The organism is Nocardia terpenica, from assembly GCF_013186535.1.
GTDB lineage: Bacteria > Actinomycetota > Actinomycetes > Mycobacteriales > Mycobacteriaceae > Nocardia > Nocardia terpenica.
The window spans coordinates 2043426-2065097 of sequence record NZ_JABMCZ010000003.1; the positions used below are offsets into that span (position 1 = coordinate 2043426).

25 protein-coding genes and 1 pseudogene are annotated in these 21672 nt (G+C 68.3%); 13 read left to right on the plus strand and 13 right to left on the minus strand.

All coding sequences use genetic code 11. The annotated features are described in order from the left end of the window. Positions 1-90: 90 nt before the first annotated feature. From HPY32_RS31010 to HPY32_RS31025, 3 genes are all read right to left on the minus strand, one after another. Positions 91-1119: an amidohydrolase family protein gene (locus HPY32_RS31010; protein WP_171983126.1), complete on the minus strand. Its 1029-nt coding sequence runs from the start codon at positions 1117-1119 to the stop codon at positions 91-93. 437 nt (positions 1120-1556) lie between these two features. Further along, positions 1557-2629, minus strand: a protein-coding gene (locus HPY32_RS46865) for an IS630 family transposase (protein WP_444939652.1) whose coding sequence is annotated in 2 segments (ribosomal slippage) — positions 1557-2092 and positions 2092-2629 — 1074 coding nt in all. Because the reading frame shifts where the segments join, the coding sequence is not laid out codon by codon here. A 57-nt stretch (positions 2630-2686) separates the two neighbouring features. Further along, entirely contained in the window at positions 2687-2944 is a 258-nt protein-coding gene (locus HPY32_RS31025) for a hypothetical protein (RefSeq protein ID WP_067578168.1), read from the minus strand. A gap of 218 nt (positions 2945-3162) precedes the next feature. On the opposite strand from HPY32_RS31025, the gene HPY32_RS45835 reads away from it, so the two are divergent. Continuing rightward, positions 3163-3285 carry a hypothetical protein gene (locus tag HPY32_RS45835; RefSeq protein ID WP_267466608.1) on the plus strand — a complete coding sequence of 41 codons (123 nt, stop codon included), beginning with the start codon at positions 3163-3165 and terminating at the stop codon, positions 3283-3285. Between the two features lie 60 nt (positions 3286-3345). On the opposite strand, the gene HPY32_RS31030 is transcribed toward HPY32_RS45835, so the two are convergent. Further along, positions 3346-3660, minus strand: coding sequence for a hypothetical protein (locus HPY32_RS31030; RefSeq protein WP_156673868.1), 315 nt, complete (start codon positions 3658-3660; stop codon positions 3346-3348). Between the two features lie 505 nt (positions 3661-4165). Here HPY32_RS31030 and HPY32_RS31035 point away from each other — a divergent pair. Continuing rightward, positions 4166-6148 carry a glycosyl hydrolase family 18 protein gene (locus tag HPY32_RS31035; RefSeq protein WP_067578172.1) on the plus strand — a complete coding sequence of 661 codons (1983 nt, stop codon included), beginning with the start codon at positions 4166-4168 and terminating at the stop codon, positions 6146-6148. 54 nt (positions 6149-6202) lie between these two features. Here the strand turns inward: HPY32_RS31035 and HPY32_RS31040 are convergent, their stop codons facing one another. Next, the gene (locus tag HPY32_RS31040) at positions 6203-7129 is read right to left on the minus strand and encodes a carbon-nitrogen hydrolase family protein (protein WP_067578174.1); all 927 of its coding nucleotides are present in this window, start codon (positions 7127-7129) and stop codon (positions 6203-6205) included. Between the two features lie 123 nt (positions 7130-7252). Here HPY32_RS31040 and HPY32_RS45840 point away from each other — a divergent pair, with 123 nt between their 5' ends. After that, positions 7253-7384 carry a hypothetical protein gene (locus HPY32_RS45840; protein WP_269456466.1) on the plus strand — a complete coding sequence of 44 codons (132 nt, stop codon included), beginning with the start codon at positions 7253-7255 and terminating at the stop codon, positions 7382-7384. 78 nt (positions 7385-7462) lie between these two features. Here the strand turns inward: HPY32_RS45840 and HPY32_RS31045 are convergent, their stop codons facing one another. Next, positions 7463-7666: a cold-shock protein gene (locus tag HPY32_RS31045; protein ID WP_067578176.1), complete on the minus strand. Its 204-nt coding sequence runs from the start codon at positions 7664-7666 to the stop codon at positions 7463-7465. A gap of 208 nt (positions 7667-7874) precedes the next feature. On the opposite strand from HPY32_RS31045, the pseudogene HPY32_RS31050 reads away from it, so the two are divergent. Beyond that, positions 7875-8476 (plus strand): annotated as a pseudogene (locus HPY32_RS31050) (helix-turn-helix domain-containing protein). A 27-nt stretch (positions 8477-8503) separates the two neighbouring features. Here the strand turns inward: HPY32_RS31050 and HPY32_RS31055 are convergent. Beyond that, a complete protein-coding gene (locus tag HPY32_RS31055; protein ID WP_067584401.1) occupies positions 8504-9619 on the minus strand; it encodes a helix-turn-helix domain-containing protein in 1116 nt (371 codons plus the stop codon). A 247-nt stretch (positions 9620-9866) separates the two neighbouring features. On the opposite strand from HPY32_RS31055, the gene HPY32_RS31060 reads away from it, so the two are divergent. Further along, positions 9867-10379, plus strand: a complete 513-nt coding sequence (locus HPY32_RS31060; RefSeq protein ID WP_067578178.1) for a DUF4232 domain-containing protein — start codon at positions 9867-9869, stop codon at positions 10377-10379. A gap of 45 nt (positions 10380-10424) precedes the next feature. Next, positions 10425-10850 carry a PASTA domain-containing protein gene (locus HPY32_RS31065; protein WP_067578180.1) on the plus strand — a complete coding sequence of 142 codons (426 nt, stop codon included), beginning with the start codon at positions 10425-10427 and terminating at the stop codon, positions 10848-10850. Positions 10851-10981: 131 nt separating this feature from the next. Here the strand turns inward: HPY32_RS31065 and HPY32_RS31070 are convergent, their stop codons facing one another. Together HPY32_RS31070 and HPY32_RS31075 are read right to left on the minus strand one after the other, a co-directional pair. Next, a complete protein-coding gene (locus HPY32_RS31070; protein ID WP_067578182.1) occupies positions 10982-11821 on the minus strand; it encodes an NAD-dependent epimerase/dehydratase family protein in 840 nt (279 codons plus the stop codon). Positions 11822-11832: 11 nt separating this feature from the next. Continuing rightward, positions 11833-12807, minus strand: a complete 975-nt coding sequence (locus tag HPY32_RS31075) for an ADP-ribosylglycohydrolase family protein (RefSeq protein WP_231951311.1) — start codon at positions 12805-12807, stop codon at positions 11833-11835. A gap of 63 nt (positions 12808-12870) precedes the next feature. Between HPY32_RS31075 and HPY32_RS31080 the strand changes: the two genes are divergently transcribed. Further along, positions 12871-14043 carry an AAA family ATPase gene (locus HPY32_RS31080; protein WP_067584407.1) on the plus strand — a complete coding sequence of 391 codons (1173 nt, stop codon included), beginning with the start codon at positions 12871-12873 and terminating at the stop codon, positions 14041-14043. A 1-nt stretch (position 14044) separates the two neighbouring features. Here the strand turns inward: HPY32_RS31080 and HPY32_RS31085 are convergent, their stop codons facing one another. Continuing rightward, positions 14045-14686 (minus strand): lytic polysaccharide monooxygenase auxiliary activity family 9 protein, encoded by a 642-nt coding sequence (locus HPY32_RS31085; protein WP_171983128.1) that lies wholly within the window; start codon positions 14684-14686, stop codon positions 14045-14047. Positions 14687-14827: 141 nt separating this feature from the next. On the opposite strand from HPY32_RS31085, the gene HPY32_RS31090 reads away from it, so the two are divergent. Continuing rightward, complete coding sequence (locus HPY32_RS31090) at positions 14828-15760, plus strand: ornithine cyclodeaminase family protein (RefSeq protein WP_067578185.1); 933 nt, start codon at positions 14828-14830, stop codon at positions 15758-15760. A gap of 72 nt (positions 15761-15832) precedes the next feature. Beyond that, positions 15833-16708, plus strand: coding sequence for a TIGR03854 family LLM class F420-dependent oxidoreductase (locus HPY32_RS31095; protein WP_067578187.1), 876 nt, complete (start codon positions 15833-15835; stop codon positions 16706-16708). A gap of 9 nt (positions 16709-16717) precedes the next feature. Here the strand turns inward: HPY32_RS31095 and HPY32_RS31100 are convergent, their stop codons facing one another. Then, entirely contained in the window at positions 16718-17005 is a 288-nt protein-coding gene (locus HPY32_RS31100; RefSeq protein WP_171983129.1) for a hypothetical protein, read from the minus strand. Positions 17006-17038: 33 nt separating this feature from the next. On the opposite strand from HPY32_RS31100, the gene HPY32_RS31105 reads away from it, so the two are divergent. Beyond that, positions 17039-17209 (plus strand): hypothetical protein, encoded by a 171-nt coding sequence (locus HPY32_RS31105; protein ID WP_156673869.1) that lies wholly within the window; start codon positions 17039-17041, stop codon positions 17207-17209. A 6-nt stretch (positions 17210-17215) separates the two neighbouring features. Here HPY32_RS31105 and HPY32_RS31110 read toward each other — a convergent pair whose 3' ends face one another. Both HPY32_RS31110 and HPY32_RS31115 read right to left on the minus strand, forming a co-directional pair. Then, complete coding sequence (locus HPY32_RS31110) at positions 17216-17560, minus strand: hypothetical protein (protein WP_067578191.1); 345 nt, start codon at positions 17558-17560, stop codon at positions 17216-17218. A gap of 16 nt (positions 17561-17576) precedes the next feature. Next, entirely contained in the window at positions 17577-18557 is a 981-nt protein-coding gene (locus HPY32_RS31115) for a DUF1259 domain-containing protein (RefSeq protein ID WP_067578193.1), read from the minus strand. 86 nt (positions 18558-18643) lie between these two features. Between HPY32_RS31115 and HPY32_RS31120 the strand changes: the two genes are divergently transcribed. From HPY32_RS31120 to HPY32_RS31130, 3 genes are all read left to right on the plus strand, one after another. Continuing rightward, entirely contained in the window at positions 18644-19357 is a 714-nt protein-coding gene (locus HPY32_RS31120) for a response regulator transcription factor (protein ID WP_067578195.1), read from the plus strand. A gap of 47 nt (positions 19358-19404) precedes the next feature. Beyond that, positions 19405-20676, plus strand: coding sequence for a sensor histidine kinase (locus HPY32_RS45845; protein ID WP_171983130.1), 1272 nt, complete (start codon positions 19405-19407; stop codon positions 20674-20676). 363 nt (positions 20677-21039) lie between these two features. After that, a complete protein-coding gene (locus tag HPY32_RS31130; RefSeq protein WP_156673870.1) occupies positions 21040-21618 on the plus strand; it encodes a hypothetical protein in 579 nt (192 codons plus the stop codon). Positions 21619-21672 lie beyond the last annotated feature (54 nt).

Here is a 21672-nt window from a genome sequence, read left to right on the forward strand (position 1 = left end):
GAGGATGAGCAGCAAGTGACGCTCAGACGAATACCGTCCTGAAATGCTCCGCCCATCGGGGTACGCCGCCGATAGGGGTTGTGCGAACGGTCAGTTCGGAGGATTCTTCGGCTCCGGCAGTCCGAGTAGTGCGCAGGCATTGCCGCTGGCGATCTTGCGCCGATCGGATTCGCTGATCGGGGTGTTCTCGATCCACCGCGCGGCGAGTTCGGTATCGGCGTACGGATAGTCGACGGAGAACAGCACATGGTCCGCGCCGACCGTGGTGAGCGCGTTGAGCAGCGCCTGATCGGAGAAATTGCCGCTGGTGGTGAGCCAGATATTGTCCGAGAAGTACTCGGGCAGAGTCCGTTCGATGCGTTTGCCGAACGGATTGAGATCGAAATTGTACTGGGTGCGCCACAGCAGCGCCGGTAGTCCCTCGCCGAGATGGCCGAGGATCAGTTTCAGCCGTGGGTGCCGGTCGAAGACGCCGCCGAAGATCAGGCGTAGCACATGGGTCGCCGTCTCCGGCCCGAAACCCCAGGTGGCGCCGAGTAATTCGGGATGCCCGTCGATGGCGCCCCAGCCGGGTAGCGCCGGGCGCGGGTGCAGGTACAGCGGAACATCCAATTCGGTGACGGCCGCGAGAAACTCGTCGAACTGCGGCTCGTCGAGATATGCCCCGCGCTCGGGCGACCCCACAGTGGTGTACCCGTTGATCATGACGCCCTTGAATCCGAGTTCGCCGATGCCGCGCCGCAACTCGGCGATCGCGCGCGCCGGGTCTTGCAGCGCCACGGCCGCGAATCCGGAATACCGGTCCGGGTTCCGCGCGATCTCCCGGGCGAGGAGATCGTTGGCTCGCTCGGCCTCGTCGGTGGCCTCGCGGGGGTCGAGGATGGCCTGGATTCCCGGTGCGGTCAGCGACAGCACCGCGTGCTGAACCCCGCCCGCGTCCATGGTTTTCAGCCGCGCCTCGCCGAAGTCGGCCAGTCGCTCCAAGCGGGGCCGATAGAACTCGGGAGTCAGCCCCGCTTGCGCGCAAATCTGCTGAAACTTCCGCTCATCGGCCAGGATTCGAGCGACCTCGTCCGGCTGATGAAACGCCTCTTCCACCGCGATCTTCGGTAGTGCCATGAATGCTCCTTCGCCGAGCGGACCCGACGTCCGCAAAAGGGAACCGGCCAGTTCCATTCCTACCAGCGAAGGGTCGATCGGTCACGTAAGGACCTCGAGGACAACGGGTTTCACATGGTTTCCAGCTATGGATTTGCTAGTCGCACACGGGTACCCCCCGCCCCCGGGGGGACTAGTAATAAGAACGGATGGGAGGACGGAGAGGTTGTGGCGGCGACCAGCGCGCCTTCCGTTTCGATGGGGCGCAGTATCGCCACCTGCCGCGAGCCGACATGGGTACCGATGAACACTCTTGCTACCTTGCTTCCTTTTCCCTGCCCGTGGATCGGGCCTCGATCGAGGCTCTTGCCTCGCACTGTGATTCGGGGCCGAGGGTGGGAAGGATGTGTGCCGATTCGGCGGATTCGTCGGCTACAGAGGCTGATTTCGTGTTGTCGTCATGATCGTTTCGGGGTGGGTGTGAGTCCGGTTGCGGTGAGGCAGCCGTCGATCAGGTTGGGGTGGTAGCCGATGCGGTGCAGGTCGCTGCGCACGATGCGCATGAGGTGGTCGGGGTCGGTGATGATGCGGTTGGCCAGCCGGCCTCGCCGCAGTAGTGACCAGATGCCTTCGGTCGGATTCAGATCGGGCGCGTAGGCGGGCAGTTGGTAGACAGTGAGCCAGTCGTGGCCGGTGACGAATCGGCGCATGCCGGCGGTGAGGTGGGTGTTGAGGTTGTCCCAGCAGACCACGATCGGCCCGCCGAGTTGCCGGTGGGCGGCGATGAGCAGGTCCCGGTAGTCGGTCCAGGCGAAGCTCTTCCTGCCCGAACTATTTCGGTCGTGCCGATACGGTCGCCAGATCAGCCGGGACCGATGGCCGGGCTTGTAGCAGGTCAGCGCGGCGATCGATATCCGGCGGGTGGTTCGGCCCCGGACCCGCACGATCGGGGTGTGCCCGCGTGGCGCCCAGGTCCGTGCGGTCGGCGGCGTCATCGTGAACCCGGCTTCGTCTTCGAACACGACCCAGGCTCCGAGCGCCGCCGCGGCGGTTTTACGTGCGGCCACACGTCCTTCACCCACGTCGCGACCGCCGCGTCGTCGCGTTCGACCGCCCGGCGGGCAGGTTGCTGACGGCTCCACCCGTGCCGGTGCAACAACAACGACACCCCCTTGATCGTGTAGGAGATGTGGAACCGGCGCCCGATCACGGTCTTGATCCTGGCCAGAGTCCATTTCTGGTCCGGCCAGCCGTGCTCGGCCGGGCCCTTGGCCAGCTCGTGTTCGAGTACCTGGAACTGTTCGTCGGACAGCAACGGCAGCGACGCGGGGCCCTTGGACCGCAACGCTTCCCGCCCCGCCGATCCCCACGCCTGGCGCCACCGTTGCACCGACCGCACGCTGACTCGCAGCCGGTGGGCGATCACCGCATTGTCCTCGCCCCGGGCGAAAGCGTCCGCGGCTTCCAGCCGCAACCGCTCCCGCAACATCCGTCGCTCGGCGGTCAGCCCACCGCCTTGCGGATACCGCACCCACCAGATGTACCCCACCCACCAGCCACGGCCGTCAAGCCCAGCGACAACACGAATTCAGCCGCTGTAGCCGTCGGCGGAGCAATCGGGCGCTTGCGTGTTGCGGCGGAGCACCCACAGCTCGAGCCGGTCCAGGCTGCCGCTGCACACGAGGGCGCCCGCGGGGTCGAACAGATTCCAGCCGTAGGGTGGATTCGGCTCGCGTTCAACCCGATACCCCTCGCCCGCCTTACCGGCGATGGCGTCGGCCCAGATGCGAATGGATTCGGGATCGCTGGTGCGCCGTCGCCCGTCGGCCTCGGCTTTCCTGGTCATATGCCCACTCCGCAACCGGTCCCGCGTTCCGGTGAAACCGCGTCTGTAAGCTCAAATGTATTGTGCACTACCATGATTCCGATCCGATGGTGCTCGTTCGATCGCCACGTTACCTCGGGTCGTATGCGGCGCCAATCCGCACCGGCGATGGTGACGAATTCGTATTGATGCGTTGAAGGTTGGGGCGCAGCGGAATACGGAGAAGGGAGCGAGGATTCGTGGAGGAACAGCGGGATGGGCGTCGGGTGTCCAAGAAGTTCGCGGTGGTGCTCGTGCTGGGGTTGATCGCGCTGCTGATGGGCGGGAAGGCGGCGCGGCGCGACGGGATTCCTACTTCGTAAGGTCCTGACGGGCAGTCGATCGCGTGCGAGGTCGCCCGGGCGTCCGGCGGCGGGCAGGCGTCAGCAGGGGCGCAGGGCGACCTCCAGGAAGGCGTCGAAGACGGCGGTCAGGGCGGGTGTCGTCGGCGCGGCGGTGAATGCGGCCAGTCGCTCGGGGAGGGGTTCCGGGAGGGACGGGGCGAGGCCGCGGGCCACGCTCCGCAGGTGCAGCAGTTGTGCGTGCGTGGCGTCGGCGGCCGCGTTCCGGAATGCCGTCAGATCGGCGGCGGTCAGGTCGGGCGCGCGCTCGAAGACGCCGAGCAGATCGCGCGCCACGTCCGGGGGCAGCACGGTGAGCATTTCGGTTGCCGCGGGCAAGATCTCATTGACACACATGCCCGTCAGGCTAGAACCGGCGCGGAGGACTTGCACGGGCACTGCCGCGCAACACTTTGCGCGATCAATATCGAATCGAAAATTTATCTATCCGACCGTTCGGTTCATTCTCCGATGACCATGTCGCGCAGCACCGTGACCTGCCGACCGCCCCCGGATGCCCGGATGGTGCTCGTTTCGGGCGCCCACATGACAACGACCGCTCACGAATCTGATCGGCATGAAAGCTTTCCGAACTCTGAGCTATCCGCTACGGCCGGATCGCCGATCATGCCATCATTTATTCGGTTGTCCAATTCGTGGTAGCGAATCCGCGCAGCTGCCGACGGGACTTCCGCTCGTACAACGGTTCTCGATTCCCGTGTGCCCGCCCCGGCGGGATGTGTTCGCGCGGGATCGGGCAGTGGATGTCGTGGTGGACGATGCGCGTGGAAAAGCTTGGCCAGCAACGCCATTCCGGTTGCGCGAGGTAACCGATCAACCGTCACCCCAAGGGAGGAACCCCATGTGGACGACGAAATATTCGGCGTTGGTCGCGTCGGTCGCGAGTGTGGTGATCGGCGCGTCGACGGCGTTGGGGATAACCCACGCCGCGCCTGTCCACACCACCGCTCCGGCGGCCGCGACAACCGGCGGTATCAAGGTCGCCTACTACGATCAATGGTCGGTCTACGAGAATGCCTTCTACCTCAAACAGGTGGATAGCGAGGGCATTGCCGACAAGCTCGACTACATGATGTACGACTTCGAGAACATCGACCCGGTCAATCTCACCTGCTTCGAGGCCACCAAGGCCGCCGACCAGAACGAGAACGATCCGAATGCCGGTGACGGAGCCGGGGATTCGTTCGCCGACTACGGAAAGACCTTCGACGCGAGCACCAGCGTCGACGGCACCGCCGACGCCTACAACGATCCCATCGTCGGAAACTTCAAGCAGCTCAAGGAGCTCAAGGCCAAGCATCCGAACCTGAAGGTGCTGCTGTCCATCGGCGGCTGGACCTATTCGAAGTACTTCTCCGACGTCTCCGCCAGCGATGCGGCCCGGAAGAAGTTCGTGTCCTCCTGCATCGACATGTTCTTCAAGGGAAACCTGCCCTCGCAGAACGGATACGGCGGGCCGGGCACCGGCGCGGGCATCTTCGACGGCGTCGACCTGGACTGGGAGTACCCGGGCGGCGGCGGGCATCTCGGCAATCACTCGAGCCCGAACGACAAGGCGAATTTCACCGCGCTGGCAGCGGAATTCCGCTCCGAGCTGGACGCGCAGGGCCAGGCCGACAACAAGCACTACGCGCTGACCGCGGCGCTGTCGGCCGGGCAGGACAAGATTCGCAACTACGAGACCGACAAGCTGGGCCAGTACCTGGATTTCGGGAATGTCATGACCTATGACATGCACGGCGGCTGGGAAGCGACCGGCCCCACCAACTTCCAGGACCCCATCTACAGCCGCCCGGACGATCCGATGACTCCGGTGGCGCCGGGCAACGCGAAGTACAACATCGACGAGGCGGTCACCGCGTGGACCACGGGGGACGGCTCGTACGGGATTCCCGGCGGGTTCCCGGCCAATAAGCTGACGGTCGGATTCCCGTTCTACTACCGCGGTTGGACGGGAGTGCAGGCGGGGAGCAACCACGGTCTGTTCCAACCCGCTTCGGGACCGGCGCCCGGTGCGCCGCTGTCCGGGAATGTGGCGGGCATCCGAATGTACAAGGAGCTCAGCGGGGTTGTCGACAATCCGTCGGATACGTTCTACGACAGCACGGCTCAGGGCGCGTACTTCTACGACGGCACGAACTGGTGGGGCGGTGATTCGCCGCAGTCCATCCAGGCCAAGTCGGATTACCTGCACTGCAAGGGGCTCGGCGGCGCGATGATGTACTCGCTGGAGGACCTGGATCCGGGGACCACGCTGTTCAACGACGTGGTCAACGATGTGAACGGCGGGCCGTCGTCGGGTTGCACGACTCCGCCGACCACCACGCCCACCACGCCTCCGACGACGACACCGCCGACCACCACCACGACCGCCCCGCCGACCACGACGACCACCGCCCCGCCCACGACGACCCCGCCGAGCAATACCGGCCTGGCCAACGGGGATTTCGAGACGGGTGCGCTGACGCCGTGGACCTGTGACGGCAACCTCGGTTCGGTCGTCACGAATCCGGTGCGCGGCGGCAAGTACGCGCTGGCGGGTGCGGCGAGTTCGAGCGACAACGCCCAGTGCTCGCAGCAGGTGACCGTCCGGCCCAACCACACCTACACCCTGTCGGCGTGGGTGAACGGCAACTACGTCTACCTCGGCGTGAACAACACCGGCACCACCGACGCCTCCACCTGGTCGGCGACCACCAACGGTGCGTACCAGCAGGTTTCGACCAAGTTCAGCACGGGCGCCTCGACCACCACCGTGACCGTCTGGGTCCACGGCTGGTACGGCCAGGGCACCTATTACGTAGATGACGTGACGCTCACGTAGCGTCTCGATGAGGGCAAAAGGTGGGCCTCGCTCGATGGGGCCCACCTTTTGGTGTCAGTCCACGAAGGTGGCCGATGTGCGGCGGCGGCGGTCGACGGTCACCGCGAAGACATCGGGGCGGGCGTAGTGGCCGGTGGGGTCGAAATTCTGGCGTTCGCGCAGGACCGCGGCCGGGTCGATATCGGCGACGACCAGGCGCTCCTCGCCGACCACCGGCTCGATGAGCCAGCTGCCGTCCGGGGCGGCGATGGCCGAGCCGCCGTCGTAACCGGCCGGGGTGTCGAGCAGTTGCAGCTCGTCGTGGAGCGGGAAATCGGGAGGCACGTCGGCATAGTCGAGGACCGCGCTGGCGGCCAGGGAGTACACCCGGCCCTCCAGGGCGACGAACCTGGTGATGTCGGCGGTATTGCGGGTCGAGCCCGGCCAGACGGAGATGTGCAGCGTCTCGCCGTCGGCGTACAGGGCGTGGCGGGCCTGCGGCATCCAGTTCTCCCAGCAGGACAGGCCCCCGGCCCGGAACCCGCCGACCTCGTGCGTGCGCAGCCCGTGCCCGTCGCCGATGCCCCAGACCATGCGCTCCTCGTGGGTCGGCATCAGCTTGCGGTGCGTACTCACCACGCCGCGAACGGGATCGATGGCCACCAGCGTGCAATACACCGTGCCGCGAACCCGCTCGGTGATGCCGAGGTAGCAGAACACCCCGAGATCGGCGACCGCCTCCCGCACGGTGGCCAGGTGCGGGCCGTCGAGGGTGACCGCGGCCTCCGAATAGTATGCGTAAGCGGCCTTTTGGACCGGATCGTCGAACCGCGCGCCGCCGGTCGGGGCCAGCCAGATCGGATATCCGGACAGGAATGTCTCCGGAAACGCGATGAGGTCCACCGCATTGGCCGCCGCCCGGGTCAGCCAGTCGACGACGATCTTCGTCCCGGCCACGGGATCCAGCCAGGCCGGGCGAGCCTGCGCGGCAGCGATTCGCATGCCCCCAATGGTAGGACGACTTCGGTCCGCGTGTTCGGGTGTGGCGCAACGTATATCGCCGAGGCCCGAACGTGACATCGTGTCGGTGCCGCGTCCTATCATCGACATTCGTGACGTCTCTTGGTGATCGACCGAATTCCGCCGTCGTTTCCCGAGGCGGTCATCCGGCACACGAATCTGTACTGGCAGCACACGAGTGCCCCCGGCCGAATCGCGGCGGCCATCGCCACCGACGACATCGAATTCCCGAGCTGAGGGTGCGGGGGCGATTTCCGTCCGCGCCCGTGGCCTGGCGGCGTGGTTCTCCCGCCAGGTTGCGGGCGAGTGCCGAGCTTACTGGGGAGTGACGTTCTCGGCCTGCGGGCCCTTCGGGCCCTGGGCCACGTCGAAGGTCACCTGCTGGCCCTCTTCCAGGGAGCGGAAGCCCGCCGACTGGACGGCGGAGTAGTGCACGAAGACGTCGGGGCCACCGCCGTCCTGGGCGATGAAGCCGAATCCCTTTTCGGCGTTGAACCACTTCACGGTTCCGGTGGCCATGCTGTTCTCCTCGGTTGTCGACGTTCGGACGAATCCGTCCCGGCTCGGTCGATTCCCCGAATCCCGGACGAGAGTGAACTGTATAGCGTCGCCGAGGCGATCAGCGCGAGGACCGGACGTGCCGGTGGGTATCAGGCACATTGCGGGGCTGTTGACGGATTGGCAAAGTTGCTTTGTGGGCGTGGCAAACGGTGGGCACAGTGAACCTATGACTGATGAGGTCGATGCCGTGGTAGGGGCGGTGGGAGCCCGGTTGCGGGAGTTGCGGTGTCGCAGTGGGGCGACGTTGACCGCGGTGGCGGAGAGCACCGGGATCGCGGTCAGTACCTTGTCGCGGCTGGAGTCGGGGCAGCGGACGCCCGGGTTGGGGCAGCTGCTGCGGCTGGCGAGGGTTTATCGGGTGCCGCTCGATGAGCTTGTGGGTGGTCCGGCCAGGGGGATTCGCGGGTCTATCCGCAGCCGTTCGTGCGCAACGGGATGACCGTGGTGCCGTTGACGCGCAATCCCGGTGGGCTACAGGTGTTCAAGCAGGTTCTTCCCGGCGGCCCGAACAGCGTCGAACCCAAGCCCACCTCCCATGACGGGTACCACTGGCTGTACGTCCTCAGCGGGCGGCTGCGCGCGGTGCTCGGTGATCGAGAGCTCGTTCTCGCCGCGGGCGAGGTCGCCGAGTTCGATACCCACCTGCCGCACTGGTTCGGCAATGCCGACGTGCGCCCGGTGGAGCTCCTGAGCATCCTCGGTCCCCAGGGCGAGCGCTTCCGCCTCCGGGCCCGCTACCGACCCGCCCGGACGACCGTTGCGCCCTAGCCGTGGTGGATCATGGCCCTCCTCGGGTCAGTTGTCGGGTGGCCCCCAGTGGCCGTCGTCGAGTCCGTAGGCGTAGGTGGGGCGTTCGAGGGCGGCGCTGGTTCGGAACGGGGTGCCGTGGTCGTCGATGCGGAGGGTGCCGTGGCGGGTGCCGCTCGACCATTCGAGCTCCAGGTACCAGCCGACATCGTGCGAGTGGGTCTGTGCGACCACGACCAGTTGCTGGGGGTCGGATTTGCTTGCCTTGTAAGGGAAGTTCGGGAGGCCGTCCCGGACGGTCATGGCGGGTTGTGCGGAGTCGAGGTTCGCGTCGAAGGTCACCACATCGACCGGACCGCCGCCGCAGCCGCCGATTCCGCGATACGCCATCGCGAAATTGTTCCACGGCAACGGCGCCGCGGTCCGCACCGCGCGAACATGCAGTGCCTGAAGGACGATGGTGTCGTCGCCGGTGCCCTGCACGGTCAGCTCGACCCGCTGCCTGTCGGCGGACACCGCGCCCAGCGCACCGGCCCAGCCCGCCGCATCCTGTTCGCGCGGGGGTGGCGGCACCTGGGCGGGCGGGCGATCGACGAGATAGTGCGGGGTACAGGGATCTTCCCAGGTGTACGGGCGCACGGTCACCGACAGCGGTGCGTCGGTGCCGACGGGAGCGGCGGCCGTGGCGCGTGACCTGCCCTGGGCGGCACCGGGTTTCAGCGCGACCACGAGGCCGGTGACGAACAGGACCGCCGCGAGCACGGCGGCCGCGAGCATCGGCACTCGGTATCGGCGCGGTCCGGGGCGGGCGGGTCGGGTCTCGGCGGTGATGCCCTGGGTAGCGGTCTTCTCGGTCGAAGGCCGGGATACGTCGCCCCCCGCGAGCTGATTCGTGCGCTGTGCCTCCGCTTTTCGGGTTCGGGCCAGGTTCGCCAGTTCCCAGCGGCGGCGGAGTTCGGTCTGCTCGGCGGGGGTTGCGCGGCATACCTGGGCGAAGCGGTCGACCGCGGTGGGGTCGGCGGGGACGGCGTCGCCGTTGCAATAGCGGTGCACCGTGGAGGTACTCGTGTGCAGGCGCTTGGCCAGGATTCCGTAGCTGAGACCGCTGCGTTGCTTGACCTCGCGCAGGAGGGCGGCGAGTTCGGCCGCCTCACTGCCGTTCACGGCCACCCGCTCGCCCGCTCGTTCCGGCCGACTCGACGCACACTCCGCCCACGGAGCGGATATTACCGACCGGTCACCCGTGCGGGGTCGGCGGCCGGAATGCCAAGGCGCCGTTCCACATCGGGCGGTGTTCCCGCAGCTCGGAAGGGGGTGGAACGTTCCCGCGTCCCGTTGTGGCCGTTCCACGTTGCCGCCGACGAACCGGAATGGACAGGCTCTCGGTCGTACCCCTTCGGAAAGGACAGTGATGATCCACCGCACCTGCACCGCCGCCGCCCTGGCCGCCGCGACCGTGGCCCTCACCGCGACCGCCGCGGGCGCCTCGCCCGACGGCTCCGTCACCAAGACCGATGCCTGCATGCCCGCGAACACGACGGTGACGGTCCAGAACGTCGAGCGCCCGATCAACCATCTGGTCCTCAGCGTCACCAATCGCGGCGAATCACCGTGCACCGCTTACTACTACCCGCGGCTGCGTTTCGACGGCTCCGTCCCCGCGTCGGTGGTCGGTGACAGCAGCCCGCAGGCGGCGGTCACCCTGGCGCGCGGTGAGACCGCCTACGCCGCGATCGTCACCTCCGCCGCCGACGACCCACGGGTCACCCCGGCGAGCACCGTCGAGGTCACCTTCGTCGACACCGACAACAGCAACGACGACGGTTACCCTACGACGGTCGCCCTGCCGGACGGGACCGAGATCGGTCCCGCCGCGGCCGTGACCTACTGGGAAAGCGATCTGTCGTCCGCGCTCGGGTTCTGAACGGTCACGGTAGTTTCGTCGGAGCCGTCAAGAAAGGACGACCACATGCGAAGTGCCACTGCCGTCTGCGCGATCGCCGCCGCCGCGCTACTGTCCGGCTGCAACGCCGACAACCAGCCCGCGCCGCCCACGCCCTCGACCTCGGCGAGCCAGCCCGCGCCGCCCACGCACCCGACGTCGGCGAGCCAGCCCAGCCCCGCGAGCCGACCGAGCGCCGCGGGTCAGCCGAGCGCCGCGAATCGGGCGGTGCCGGACGTGCGGGGCGAGCGCCCCGTCCCGGCAATACAGATGCTCGAACAGGCGGGCCTGCGCGGCAATGTCCAGGGCGGCACGGGCCGCGGCCCGAACGGCGGACAATGCATGGTCACCAGCGAGGACCCCGCACCGGGCACATCCGTCCCGGCGGGCACCACGGTCACCCTGCACACCGGCGAAGCGTCGGGACCGGGCCCAGAAGGGTCGGCCTGCTGACGACCTGAGCCCGTCAGCACACGTCCCCCTCGTGATCCCGGCATGCTTTTGGCCGGGATCTCCTGCAACAGGACAGATTCCGGCCCGGTGACCGGAACCGATGAACTCGAATGAGGCCGTGCGCGAGGCGGTTACGCCGTCGCGGCGAGTGACGTTACGTCGTAGGCGGGGTGGTAGCCCAGTTCGCGGCGTGCCTTGCCGGAGTCGTAGACGCGGTCGATTCTGGCCGGTATCGGCCAGGCGTGCCGGTGGAACAGGGCCGCCGTTTCGGGGGATCGGTGGGTGAGCAGGGCGGGCGCGTCCAGCCATAGCCGACGGGTGTCGGCGAGGTGGAACAGCAGTGGACCGGCGATATTGAATGTGCCGGTCGCCTCGTGGTTTTCGGCGGCCAGCCGGTGGGCGGCGGCCACGTCGCGGACGTCGACCCCGCGGTAGAGTCGGTGCGCGGCCTGGATCGCGGGGGGCTCGGGGAAGCAGCGGGCTATGCGCAGGATGATCGTCGCGGGCGGGCGATGGGCGCGGACGAGGGCTTCGGCGGCGAGCTTGGTCTCGTCGTAGATGTCGCGCGGCCGGGGCTCCAGCGATTCGTCCACCCATACCGCGCGGTCGTCGGGCACCAGGGCGTGCCCGTACACCGAGGTGGTACTGGTGTAAACCAGTCGCCGCACACCGCATTCGGCCGCCCGCTCGAGCAGCGCGGCGGTGGCCTCGACGTTCACGGCACGAAATTCCGCGTCCGGAACCGCGCCGACGTGCGGGGCGTGCAGCGCGGCGGTATGCACCACGGTGTCGGCTCCGGCGACGGCGCGCGCCCGCAGCTGCGCGTCCCGCAGATCGCCGAGGTGGGTCGTCCACGGCCCGGGGCGCATGTCCCAGCCGCGCACCTGCCATCCGGCCCTGTGCATTTCGTCCGCGACGGCGGCCCCGACCACACCGGAAGATCCGGTCACCAGCACGTTTCCCTGCCCCATGACCGCCGACTCTACCCTCGCGGCGCGCCGAACAGCCATCGTCGTACGCGGCCCGGCGCGGACTTGTGCTCGGTTCGGACCCGAGTGAGCCAGCCCGGCAATGGTTCTCGGGCGGCGAGCCAGGCGGGTGGCACCCCGGCGGCGGGGCCGGAGCGGGTGCCGGTGTGGGCGGCGACTATTCCGCCCGCGATGGCACAGGTGGTGTCGATATCTCCGTCCGCCGCGAGGCATGTGGTGATGGCGGTCGGGTAGTCGTCCAGATGTGTTGCGGCGACCCACAATGTGAACGGCACCGTGTTCTGGGCGGTGACGAGGGAGCCGTTGCCGAGTTCCCGGGCCGCCCGGTCGGCGGGGGCTCCGAGCAGGGTGCGGGCGTGGTGGATCAGTCGGGTCGTCTCGCCGTCGCCCAGCCGGTCGAGGATGGCGGTGAGGAATTCCGTTGGGGTGGGGCGGGTTCCGGTCATGCGGGCGCGGGCGGCCAGTTCGGCGGCGAGCGCCACCGCGACCGCGCCGACGATGCCCTCGGGATGCAGATGTGTCACCTGTGCCGACCGGATCGCTTCGGCGGCAGCCCTTTCCGGATCACCCGCGTAGCAGGCGCCCAGGGGTGCCACCCGCATGGCCGCGCCGTTGCCGCAGGAACCCTGGTGGTCGAAGGCGGAACCGGAGGCATCCCGCCAGGGCGCGCCGGTGCGGATGCGGCGGAGGATGTCGGCCGCCATGAAGCCGTAGTCGCGGCTCGGATCGAAACGCTGCGCGAACGCGGCGGCAAGCCGGTCCTGGTCGATGCCGCCGCGAGCGCACAGCTCGGTGACCACCGAGCACGCCATCTCGGTGTCGTCGGTCCACCGCCACCGCCACCGCCGGGGCGGGAGATCGCCCGCCCGGAGCTGGGGAATCGAGCGGCCCAGCACGGGGAATTCCTGGCCCAGCGCGTCCCCCACGGACAGCCCGTCCAGCGAATCGAACATCAAGTCGGCGTGCATCGTTCCCGATGGTAGCCACGATCGGTGACAAATCTGTCGGTCGCGCCCGTTATGGTCGGTGGGGTGATGTTGACCTTGGCGGTCGAGAACTACCGCTCGCTGCGTGACCTTGTCATGCCGTTGACCAGGTTGAACATCGTCACCGGGGCCAATGGCAGCGGCAAATCGAGTCTGTATCGGGCGCTGCGACTGCTGGCGGATGCCGCGCGCAACGGGGCGGTCGGGGCGCTGGCGCGGGAGGGCGGACTGCCGTCGACGCTGTGGGCGGGGCCGCAGGCGGTCACGCGCCCGGCCGGGACGGGGCGGATCACGATCGGGCGCTCGGGGGAGCCGGTGGGGCTGCGGCTGGGGTTCGGCGGTGACGACTTCGGGTACGCCATCGATCTCGGGATGCCCGGCGACGGCGACCCGGAGGGCATGTTCGGCCTGGATCCGGAGATCAAACGCGAGGTGGTGTGGGGTGGCCCGGTGCTGCGCCTGTCGACGGTCCTGGTCGACCGGCACAACGGGGTGGTCACCCTCGGCCGCGGCCATCGGGCGACCCGGGGTTACCCGATCCGCCTGTTCGACAGCATGCTCACCGAATTCCCCGATCCCCAGGTGGCACCGGAACTGTGGCGGGTCCGCGAGCAACTCCGGTCGTGGCGCTTCTACGACCACTTCCGCACCGACGCGAGCGCGCCCGCCCGCATACCGCGGATCGGCACGCGCACAACGGTTCTCGGCAGCGATGGCGGCGACCTGGCGGCGGCGATTCAGACCATCCGCGAGATCGGCGACCGCGAGCTGCTGAATATGGCCGTGGACAACGCCTTTCCCGGCAGCCGCGTCGACGTCACCGAATACAACGGCCGTTTCGAACTGCGACTGCATCAGCCGGGCCTGCTGCGCCCGCTCACCGCCGCCGAACTGTCCGACGGCACCCTGCGCTATCTGCTGCTGGTCGCCGCCCTGCTCACGCCGCGCCCGCCGGAGCTGATGGTGCTCAACGAGCCCGAGACCAGCCTGCACCCCGACCTGCTCGCCCCGCTCGGTTCGCTGATCGCCACCGCCGCCCAGCACAGCCAGCTCATCGTGGTCTCGCACGCGCACACCCTCATCGCCGCCGCCGAGGCCGCCGCCGCCGAACTCGATATCGACACCACCGCAATCGAATTGGTGAAGAACGACGGCGAGACCCTGATCGAGGGCCAGAAATTCCTCGATCGCCCGCCCTGGTTCTGGCCCGAGCGCTGACCTACCCGAAGTCGAGGTCGATCACCGAATAGAAGGCCAGGCCGGTGTCGGCCACCTCGCACGTGCAGAGCAGGGCGTGGTAGCCGGTGCGGTGGGGGAGCGGGAGGCTGAACTGTTCGTCGGTGGCGGGGAGCATGCCGCCGTCCTGGAAAGGCTTGGCGGCGTCGGGATCCCAGTAGGCGCGGCAGGCGGTGACCTCGGTGTGGAAGGGGCGGCAGGCCGGGTCGTGGTAGCCGAGGATGGCCGGGGATTGCGGGGCGGTGCCGCCGTAGACGGTGCAGGTGAACTCGTCGGCGGAGTGGGTTCGAAGCTGTAGGCGGCTCAGCGGTTGCTCCGGGTCCCAGTCGGGATGGGTGCAGAAGAAGTTGAAGCGCCGCACCTTTCGCGGCGCGACCGCCGACCAGCGGACGGTGATCGTGTCGCCCGACCCGACGGCATGCCGCCGCCAGCGCGCCGCCCCCGGCTCGTCGAGGATGCGCGCGTTCGGCTGCCCGGTGCTCGCGACCGCCCCGTCCCGCGGCGGTGTCCGCCCCGGATCGTCGGCGCTGGGCACATCCTCCGGCCGGAACTGATCGGTGAGCCCGCCGATCATGGCGGGAAAGAACTTCGCCGCATCGAGCCCCTCGCGAACGAATGCGGCCAAATCGGCACTCTCGGACCGAGCCGGAGGAGTGGTCACTCGCATCGAACACCTCCCGTATCAACCGAGCAGCCGCCATCAGACAGCGTACCGACCCCCGAATCCGGCTGTCCGGCAATCGGAGAGGTCGGCGATAGTCGAATCATGACCATCCTTCTCGGCCACGGCGATCTGACCGGCCTGTTGTCGATCGACGAATGCCTGACCGCGCTGCGGGACGGCTTCGCGGCGCTTCCGGTTCCGGTTACGGCCCAGCGGGTCCGGACCGACCTGCCGGGGCCCGGGACCGCCACCGCGCTGATTCCCGGACTGCTCGACGGCATCCCCGCCTACACGGTGAAGGTGAATGCCAAGTTCCCCGGCTCCGATCCGGCGCTGCGCGGCGTGGTCTGCCTGCACGACCTGAACACCGGCGCATTGCTCGCGGTGCTGGATTCGGCGACGATCACGGCGTGGCGCACCGGATTGGCCGCCGCGCTGGGCACCGATCGGTTGGCGCGCCACGATATTTCCGAGGTCGGCGTGATCGGCGCGGGCGCGCAGGCCCGCCTGGTCGTCGACGGCCTGTCCCGGTTGCGCGGTATCGGCGGGCTCACCGTGCACGACCTGGACGGCGCGAAAGCCGCTGCCCTCGCCGGTGATTCGGGCCGGGTCGCGGCGAGCCCCGCCGAGGTGGCCGCGCGCTGCGACCTGGTCGTCCTCGCCACCTGGGCCCGCTCGCCCCTGCTCGGGAGGTCCGATGCCCGGCCCGGAATGCACCTCACCTCCCTCGGCGCGGACGAGCCCGGCAAGGCGGAGCTGGATGCCGAGTTGTTGCGCGCCGCCCATGTGGTGGTCGACGACGTCGAATTCGCCAGCGGCGCAGGGGCGCTCGGCGCGGTGGGGCTCGGGCCGGAGCATGCGGCGGCCACCCTCGGCGACATTCTCCGCGGCGCGGCCCCCGCCCGAACCGCCGCCGAGCAGATCACCGTGTACGCCCCGGTCGGGCTCCCGTGGCAGGATCTCGCCCTGTCCTGGCTGGCCTATCGCCGTGCGCTCCGCACGGGCACCGGAACGGCATACGACTGGTTGCGCTGATCGGGCGCGGGAATGGATCGTGCGCGGGCCCGGTTGGCAGGGGGGACATGCGTCGGGCGGAGGAGTGTGCGGATGAAGGTTCGATTCGGGGTGGGGCTGGGGGAGAGCGGACCCGAGGAACTGGCGGGCGTGGTGGACACGCTGGAGGCCGCCGGAGTGGATTCGCTGTGGTTGTCGGAGTTGGTGTATTCGACGCTGGTCGATCCCGTGGTCGGAATGGCATTCGCCTTGTCGCGGACCAGGAATCTGAAGGTGGGGACGTCGGTGGCGATTCTGCCGGGACGACATCCGGTGCTGGTCGCCAAGCAGTTGGCCTCGCTCGCGGCATTGGCGCCCAAGCGGGTGTTGCCGGTGTTCGGGTTGCAGTCGGCGCGGCCCGGGGAGCGCGACCTGTTTCCGGTTCCGCAGGGGCAGCGGGGCGCGGTGTTCGATGAATCGCTGCGGCTGCTGCGGTCGGTGCTCGCGGAGGATGAAGTCGACTTCGAGGGTGAATTCTTTACCGTCGAGGGAGCGAGCATCGAGCCCCGGCCCGCCCGGCCCTTGGACATCTGGCTCGGCGGTTCCGCTCCCGCGGCGTTCCGGCGCATCGGCCGCTTCGGTGACGGCTGGCTGGGCAGCTTTCTGACACCCGCCGAGGCCGGGCGCGCCCGGCGGGCGATCGAGGCCGCGGCGGCCGAGGCGGGCCGGGAGATCGAGCCCGACCACTTCGGCATCAATCTGGTTGTCGCGCAAGACGGCATCCCCGACGACCTGGCCGCCGTCGTCAGGCAGCGCCGACCGGGCCTGGACCCCGCCGACGTCTTCGCGGGTAGCTGGCCCGACCTGCACCGCCTCCTCGACGGCTACCTCGAGGCCGGGCTCACCAAATTCATCATCCGCTCCACCGACCAACCCTTCGGCGAATTCGTCGAACGCTTTGTCGCGGAACTGATGCCACGCCAGAACTGAGACCGGTCCCTAGATCCGGATCAGGTCGACGTGGACGATCCGCGCGCGGTAGGGGTGTCGCTGGATGGCCCGCGCCTCGGCCCGGGTCGCCACGCCCTCGATGACGAGCTCGATGGGTTCGGCATAGAACTCCGCGGTGGCCTCGGCCCGCTCCAGCAGGGCGCGATCGACGGCCAGGGTCTGCGGGGGCTTACCGCCGCCGTAGAGGGTGAGCACGCACTTGTCGGCGGCATGCAGCTTGCGTCGAGTCTTCCTACCGGTCTTGTGCGGCGCCTCGACCTCGAGCCGAATCGTCACGACGCCCTCCTGTTCCATCGCACACGAAAAGCGATGCCTTCGAGGGTATTCGCCGAAGCCTCACCGAAACACGGGATTCGGTTTCGCGAGTTCACCCGGGCCGATGAGGACAAGCTCGCGGATTGGCTGGCCGTGGAGGTGTGCCCGGTTGAGTTGCGCGTCGAGCAGTTGCTCGAGGCGCCGGGGGTGCAGCCGCTCTGCTGAACAGGCTCAAATGGCGATCACGTTGACTACCAGACTGATCAGGACGGCCAGGGCTCGGGTCTGGTCGAACCGGAGCCGATCCGCCGGTGGCCGGACGGCCGCGTACAGCGAGACGAACACGTATGTCAGTACCGGGGCGAGCCAGTCGTTGGCCGAAAACCCCGGCATGCCATCGGCATTGAGCTGTGGCATGTTGGCGCTGATCCGCCATCCGAACACCGACGCCCCCGCGAGCAGCGCGAGTGCGGTGGTGTCCGGCCAGGCGTGTCGTCCCAGCCGCCACGTGCCGGCGACCAGGGTGAGTACCGCGGTGATCGCGGCGGTGAACAGGATGTGGAGGCTGCCGAACACTGGTGAAACCCCTGTCCTACTCGGCGGGCTGCAAACTGGTCGCGTCGAGCGCGCCGCGCAGTGCCTTCGCGAGGGCCACCGCGTTGTCGACGGCCCAGTAGTGCAGGTAGAACAGGCGCGGTTGGTCGGTCAGGGAGTGATTGTGGACGGTCACGATCGCGATGCCGCCCGCTCGTAGCGCTTGGATCACCTTCTGGACCTCGAGGCCGGTCATGGCCACATCGCCGTTGATCGCGGCCCGGCCGTCGCCAAGCGGTTGGAAGTTCACCGTGGTGGTGACGCCGAACGTGGGCGGCACGACATGCCCGTCGTCGACGATGGTGTCGGTGCGGGCGAGGTTGAATTTGTACAGGCCGCCGTCGGCGGTTCCCTTGCGGCCCAGGGCCGCATCGATACCGGCGGTGTCCAGATCGACCGGCGGTTGCTGGGCCGGGGGCGCAGCGGGCGGTGGGAGCGTGGTGGTGTCGAGGGTCGCCTTCAGTCCGGCGGCCAGCTGGGCGGGGTCGCCCATGGCGTGGATGTGAGTCCACCACACCTGCGGGGTCTGCTCGAGCAGGTGCTTGTGCAGCGCGGTCTGGGCGATGCCGTGTGCCTGCAGCGCGTCGGTGACCTTGGGCAGCTCGGCCTCGGTGACCACCAGATCACCCATCAGTATGGTGGCGTCGTCGTATTTGGCGAACGCCGCGTACCCGCCGAGCGACAACCCGGGTCTGATCGGAACACCGTCTGTCACTACCTGTAAATCGTTGCGTACCAGCGGGATTCGGTACACGGTGTTGGAATCGCCGAACTTGCCGGTGCGCCCGAGCGCGTCGGTGACCGGTTTCCAGTCCGCATCGGTGGTGGTCACCGGCCGGTGCGCCGCGGCGGAGTGGTCGGAGCTGTTCTTGGCGGTGCTGCCGCAGGCGGCCACGGCCGCGACCAGCAGCACCGCCGCGCCGACGGCGGCGATCCGGCGGCGTGAGGTGCCCGTCGAGCGTGTTTTCCAGCCGATCATGTGGCAGTTCCTGTCGCTGTGGGGTAGGTGTTGACGCAGTGGCCGCTGCTGTCCGCACAGGTGTAGTCGGTATTCATGAAGCGCCGATGAAGACGAAGGCCGGTGATGCCGCGATGCGGATACTCGTGGTCGAAGACGAACCGACGATGGCGGAACTGCTACGCCGCAGCCTGATCGAGGAGGGCTACGCCGTCGACATCACGACGGACGGCGCGGACGGATACGATGCCGCCGCGGGGCGGATCTACGACGCTGCCGTACTCGACGTGATGCTGCCCGGGATGTCGGGATTCGAGCTGTGTGAGCGGCTGCGGCGGGCCGGGATCTGGGTGCCGGTACTCATGCTCACCGCCCGCGGCGCGATCACCGACCGGATCCACGGCCTCGACGGCGGGGCCGACGACTACCTGACCAAACCCTTCCATCTCGATGAGCTGTTCGCCCGCCTGCGCGCGGTCATCCGCCGCGGCCCGACCCCGCGGCCGACAGTGTTCATGATCGGCGACCTGCGCATCGACACCGCCGCCCGGCGCTGTCGGCGCGGCGACACCGAAATCGAGCTGACCGGCAAGGAATTCGCACTCCTCGAGATGTTCGCCCGCCAACCCGGCAACGTCCTGTCCCGCGAAGTCCTGACCGAGCACTGCTGGGACTTCGCCTACGAATCACGCTCCAACATCATCGACGTCCATATCCGCGCCCTGCGCGACAAGATCGACCGGCCGTTCGGGGTCACCTCCCTGGAAACGGTCCGCGGCAGCGGCTACCGGCTGCGCACCGACGGCGGCCGCACTTCATGATTCGCCGGTGGCCTATCCGCATCCGGCTCACGGCGGCATTCACAGTCATGATGGCCGTCGTACTCGCCGTCATCGGCTACGCCACCGTCACCCACATGCGGTCGTTCCTCGATACCGCCGTCACCGAATCACTGACCTACCAGCTCACCGAACTGCGTCCGCTGGCCGCCGCCGTGGAGCCCGTCCTGCCCGGCCCCAGCCAGGACACCGCCGTCCAAATCCTCACCGACACCGGCCAACTCGTCGCCACCACCCCGGAACTGTCCGGACGCACGGTGCTCTCACCCGCCGAACTCGACACCGCGAAACGCGGCACCCTGCTGGTCGACCACGCCACCGCCGGAGACCTGACCGGACCGGTCCGCCTCGCCGCCACCACCGCACCGGACAACCGGATCATCGTCGCCGCGACCAGTCTCGCCGACCGCGATGCCGCCGTCGCCGACCTGACTCGCGAACTCGCCGTCGCCTTCCCGCTCGTCCTGCTCGCCGCCGCCGTCGGCGCCTATCTACTGGCCATGGCCGCGCTACGCCCCGTCGAGCGCATGCGTGCCCGCGCCGCCGCCCTCACCGACCCCGCCGCCCGGCTACCCATACCCGAGGCGCACGACGAAATCTCCCGACTCGGAACCACATTCAACGATCTGCTCACCCGCCTGCACGAAGCCATCGACCGCGAACGGCAATTCGTCGCCGACGCCGGCCACGAACTACGCACCCCACTCGCCCTACTCACCACCGAACTCGAACTCGCCCTGCGCCGCCCCCGCCCCACCACCGAACTCACCACCGCCCTACGCTCCGCCCTCGACCAAACCGAACGGCTCTCCCGCCTCACCCGCGCCATGCTCGCCGCCACCACCAGCCGGACCGGCGACACACCCACCCCCACAATCGAATTGCGACCGCTCCTCGACACCGTCACCAGGCGCTACCGCGGCACCGACATCACCGTCGACTGCGCCGCAGACTTGCGGCTGACCAGCGACCCCGACGACCTCGACCGCATCCTCACCAACATCATCGACAACGCCCTCCAACACGGCGCACCCCCGATCACCATCCACGCCCACACCGCCACCCCCGGCACCGTCACCCTCCACATCCGCGACCACGGCCCCGGCATCGACCCCGGCTTCCTGCCCCACGCCTTCGAACGCTTCACCCGCGCCGACACCGCCCGCACCGCCGGTGGCAGCGGACTCGGCCTTGCCATCGTCACCACCCTCGCCACACGCAACAACGCCACGGTCACCGCGACCAACCACCCCGGCAGCGGCGCAATCATCACCATCACCTACCCCAGTACGGCCGAATGAACGCGAACGTTCCTCCTGCCGACCGGCTGAGCCGACTCGCGACCCTCGGAGGTTTACTGCGCTGAATCATCAGTGGTAACTGGCCTTTTCGTGCCGCCGAGGTAGCGGCCGAACGCGCACCCCGAAGACCTCGCTGCACCGCCTGTCGACGTAGATCCGACCGTCCGGGGATACCGGCCTCGCCGACGGATAGCTGACGGAATACTGCTGCCACATGCTCCCTACTGTGCGGCTCAGGCCACAGACCTTGGTTCAGGGCCTATTCGAACAGGGGGCTGGTACAGTGGGCGCGCTCATCGTTTCGGGGACCGGGGAGTCGGTTTGCTTACTGCGGCCGAGAATCGTTCGACACGAGGAGAATTGATGACTCCGTTGTCCCGTATCGCGGTGTTGGTTTCGGCTTCGGTCACCGTGATGGTCGGTGCTGGGGCCTGTGGCGATTCCGGGACTTCCGGGCCGACGAGTGCGTCCGGTCCGGCGAGCGGTGTGCGGCAGTCGACAGGTCCGCGGCCGCTGAACAGGAATGATGCCACCGTCGATGCTCGGGACTACCTGAGTGGCACCACGTACTTCTTCCAGTCGCCCTCTGGGAAATTCAAGTGCGGCATCTACACCGACGAGCCCAGTCTGGGCGCGGGGTGTCAGGGGCCCGCCGGTCCGGCGACCACCGGCGCCACACCCGACTGCGGGAATCAGCCCGCGGTCGAGGAGCGGGCGGTCAAGGTCACCGGGTCCGGGACCGACTTCTCCTGCGTCAATCAGGGTATTTACGTGGGTCCGCCGCCGAACGGCGGCTCCGGTGAGGGCGGCGGCCGGGTTCTCCCGTACGGCGCGGTTCTGGTGGTGCAGAACTACACCTGCGCGTCCCGAACCACCGGTGTGCACTGCGAGACCGCCAAACACGGGTTCACCGTAGCCACGCAGCAAACGGAGCGTTACTGACTTTCGCTATGACCGGCCCCGGCTTGCGGTAGGCAGGGCGGCCACCGTACGGTC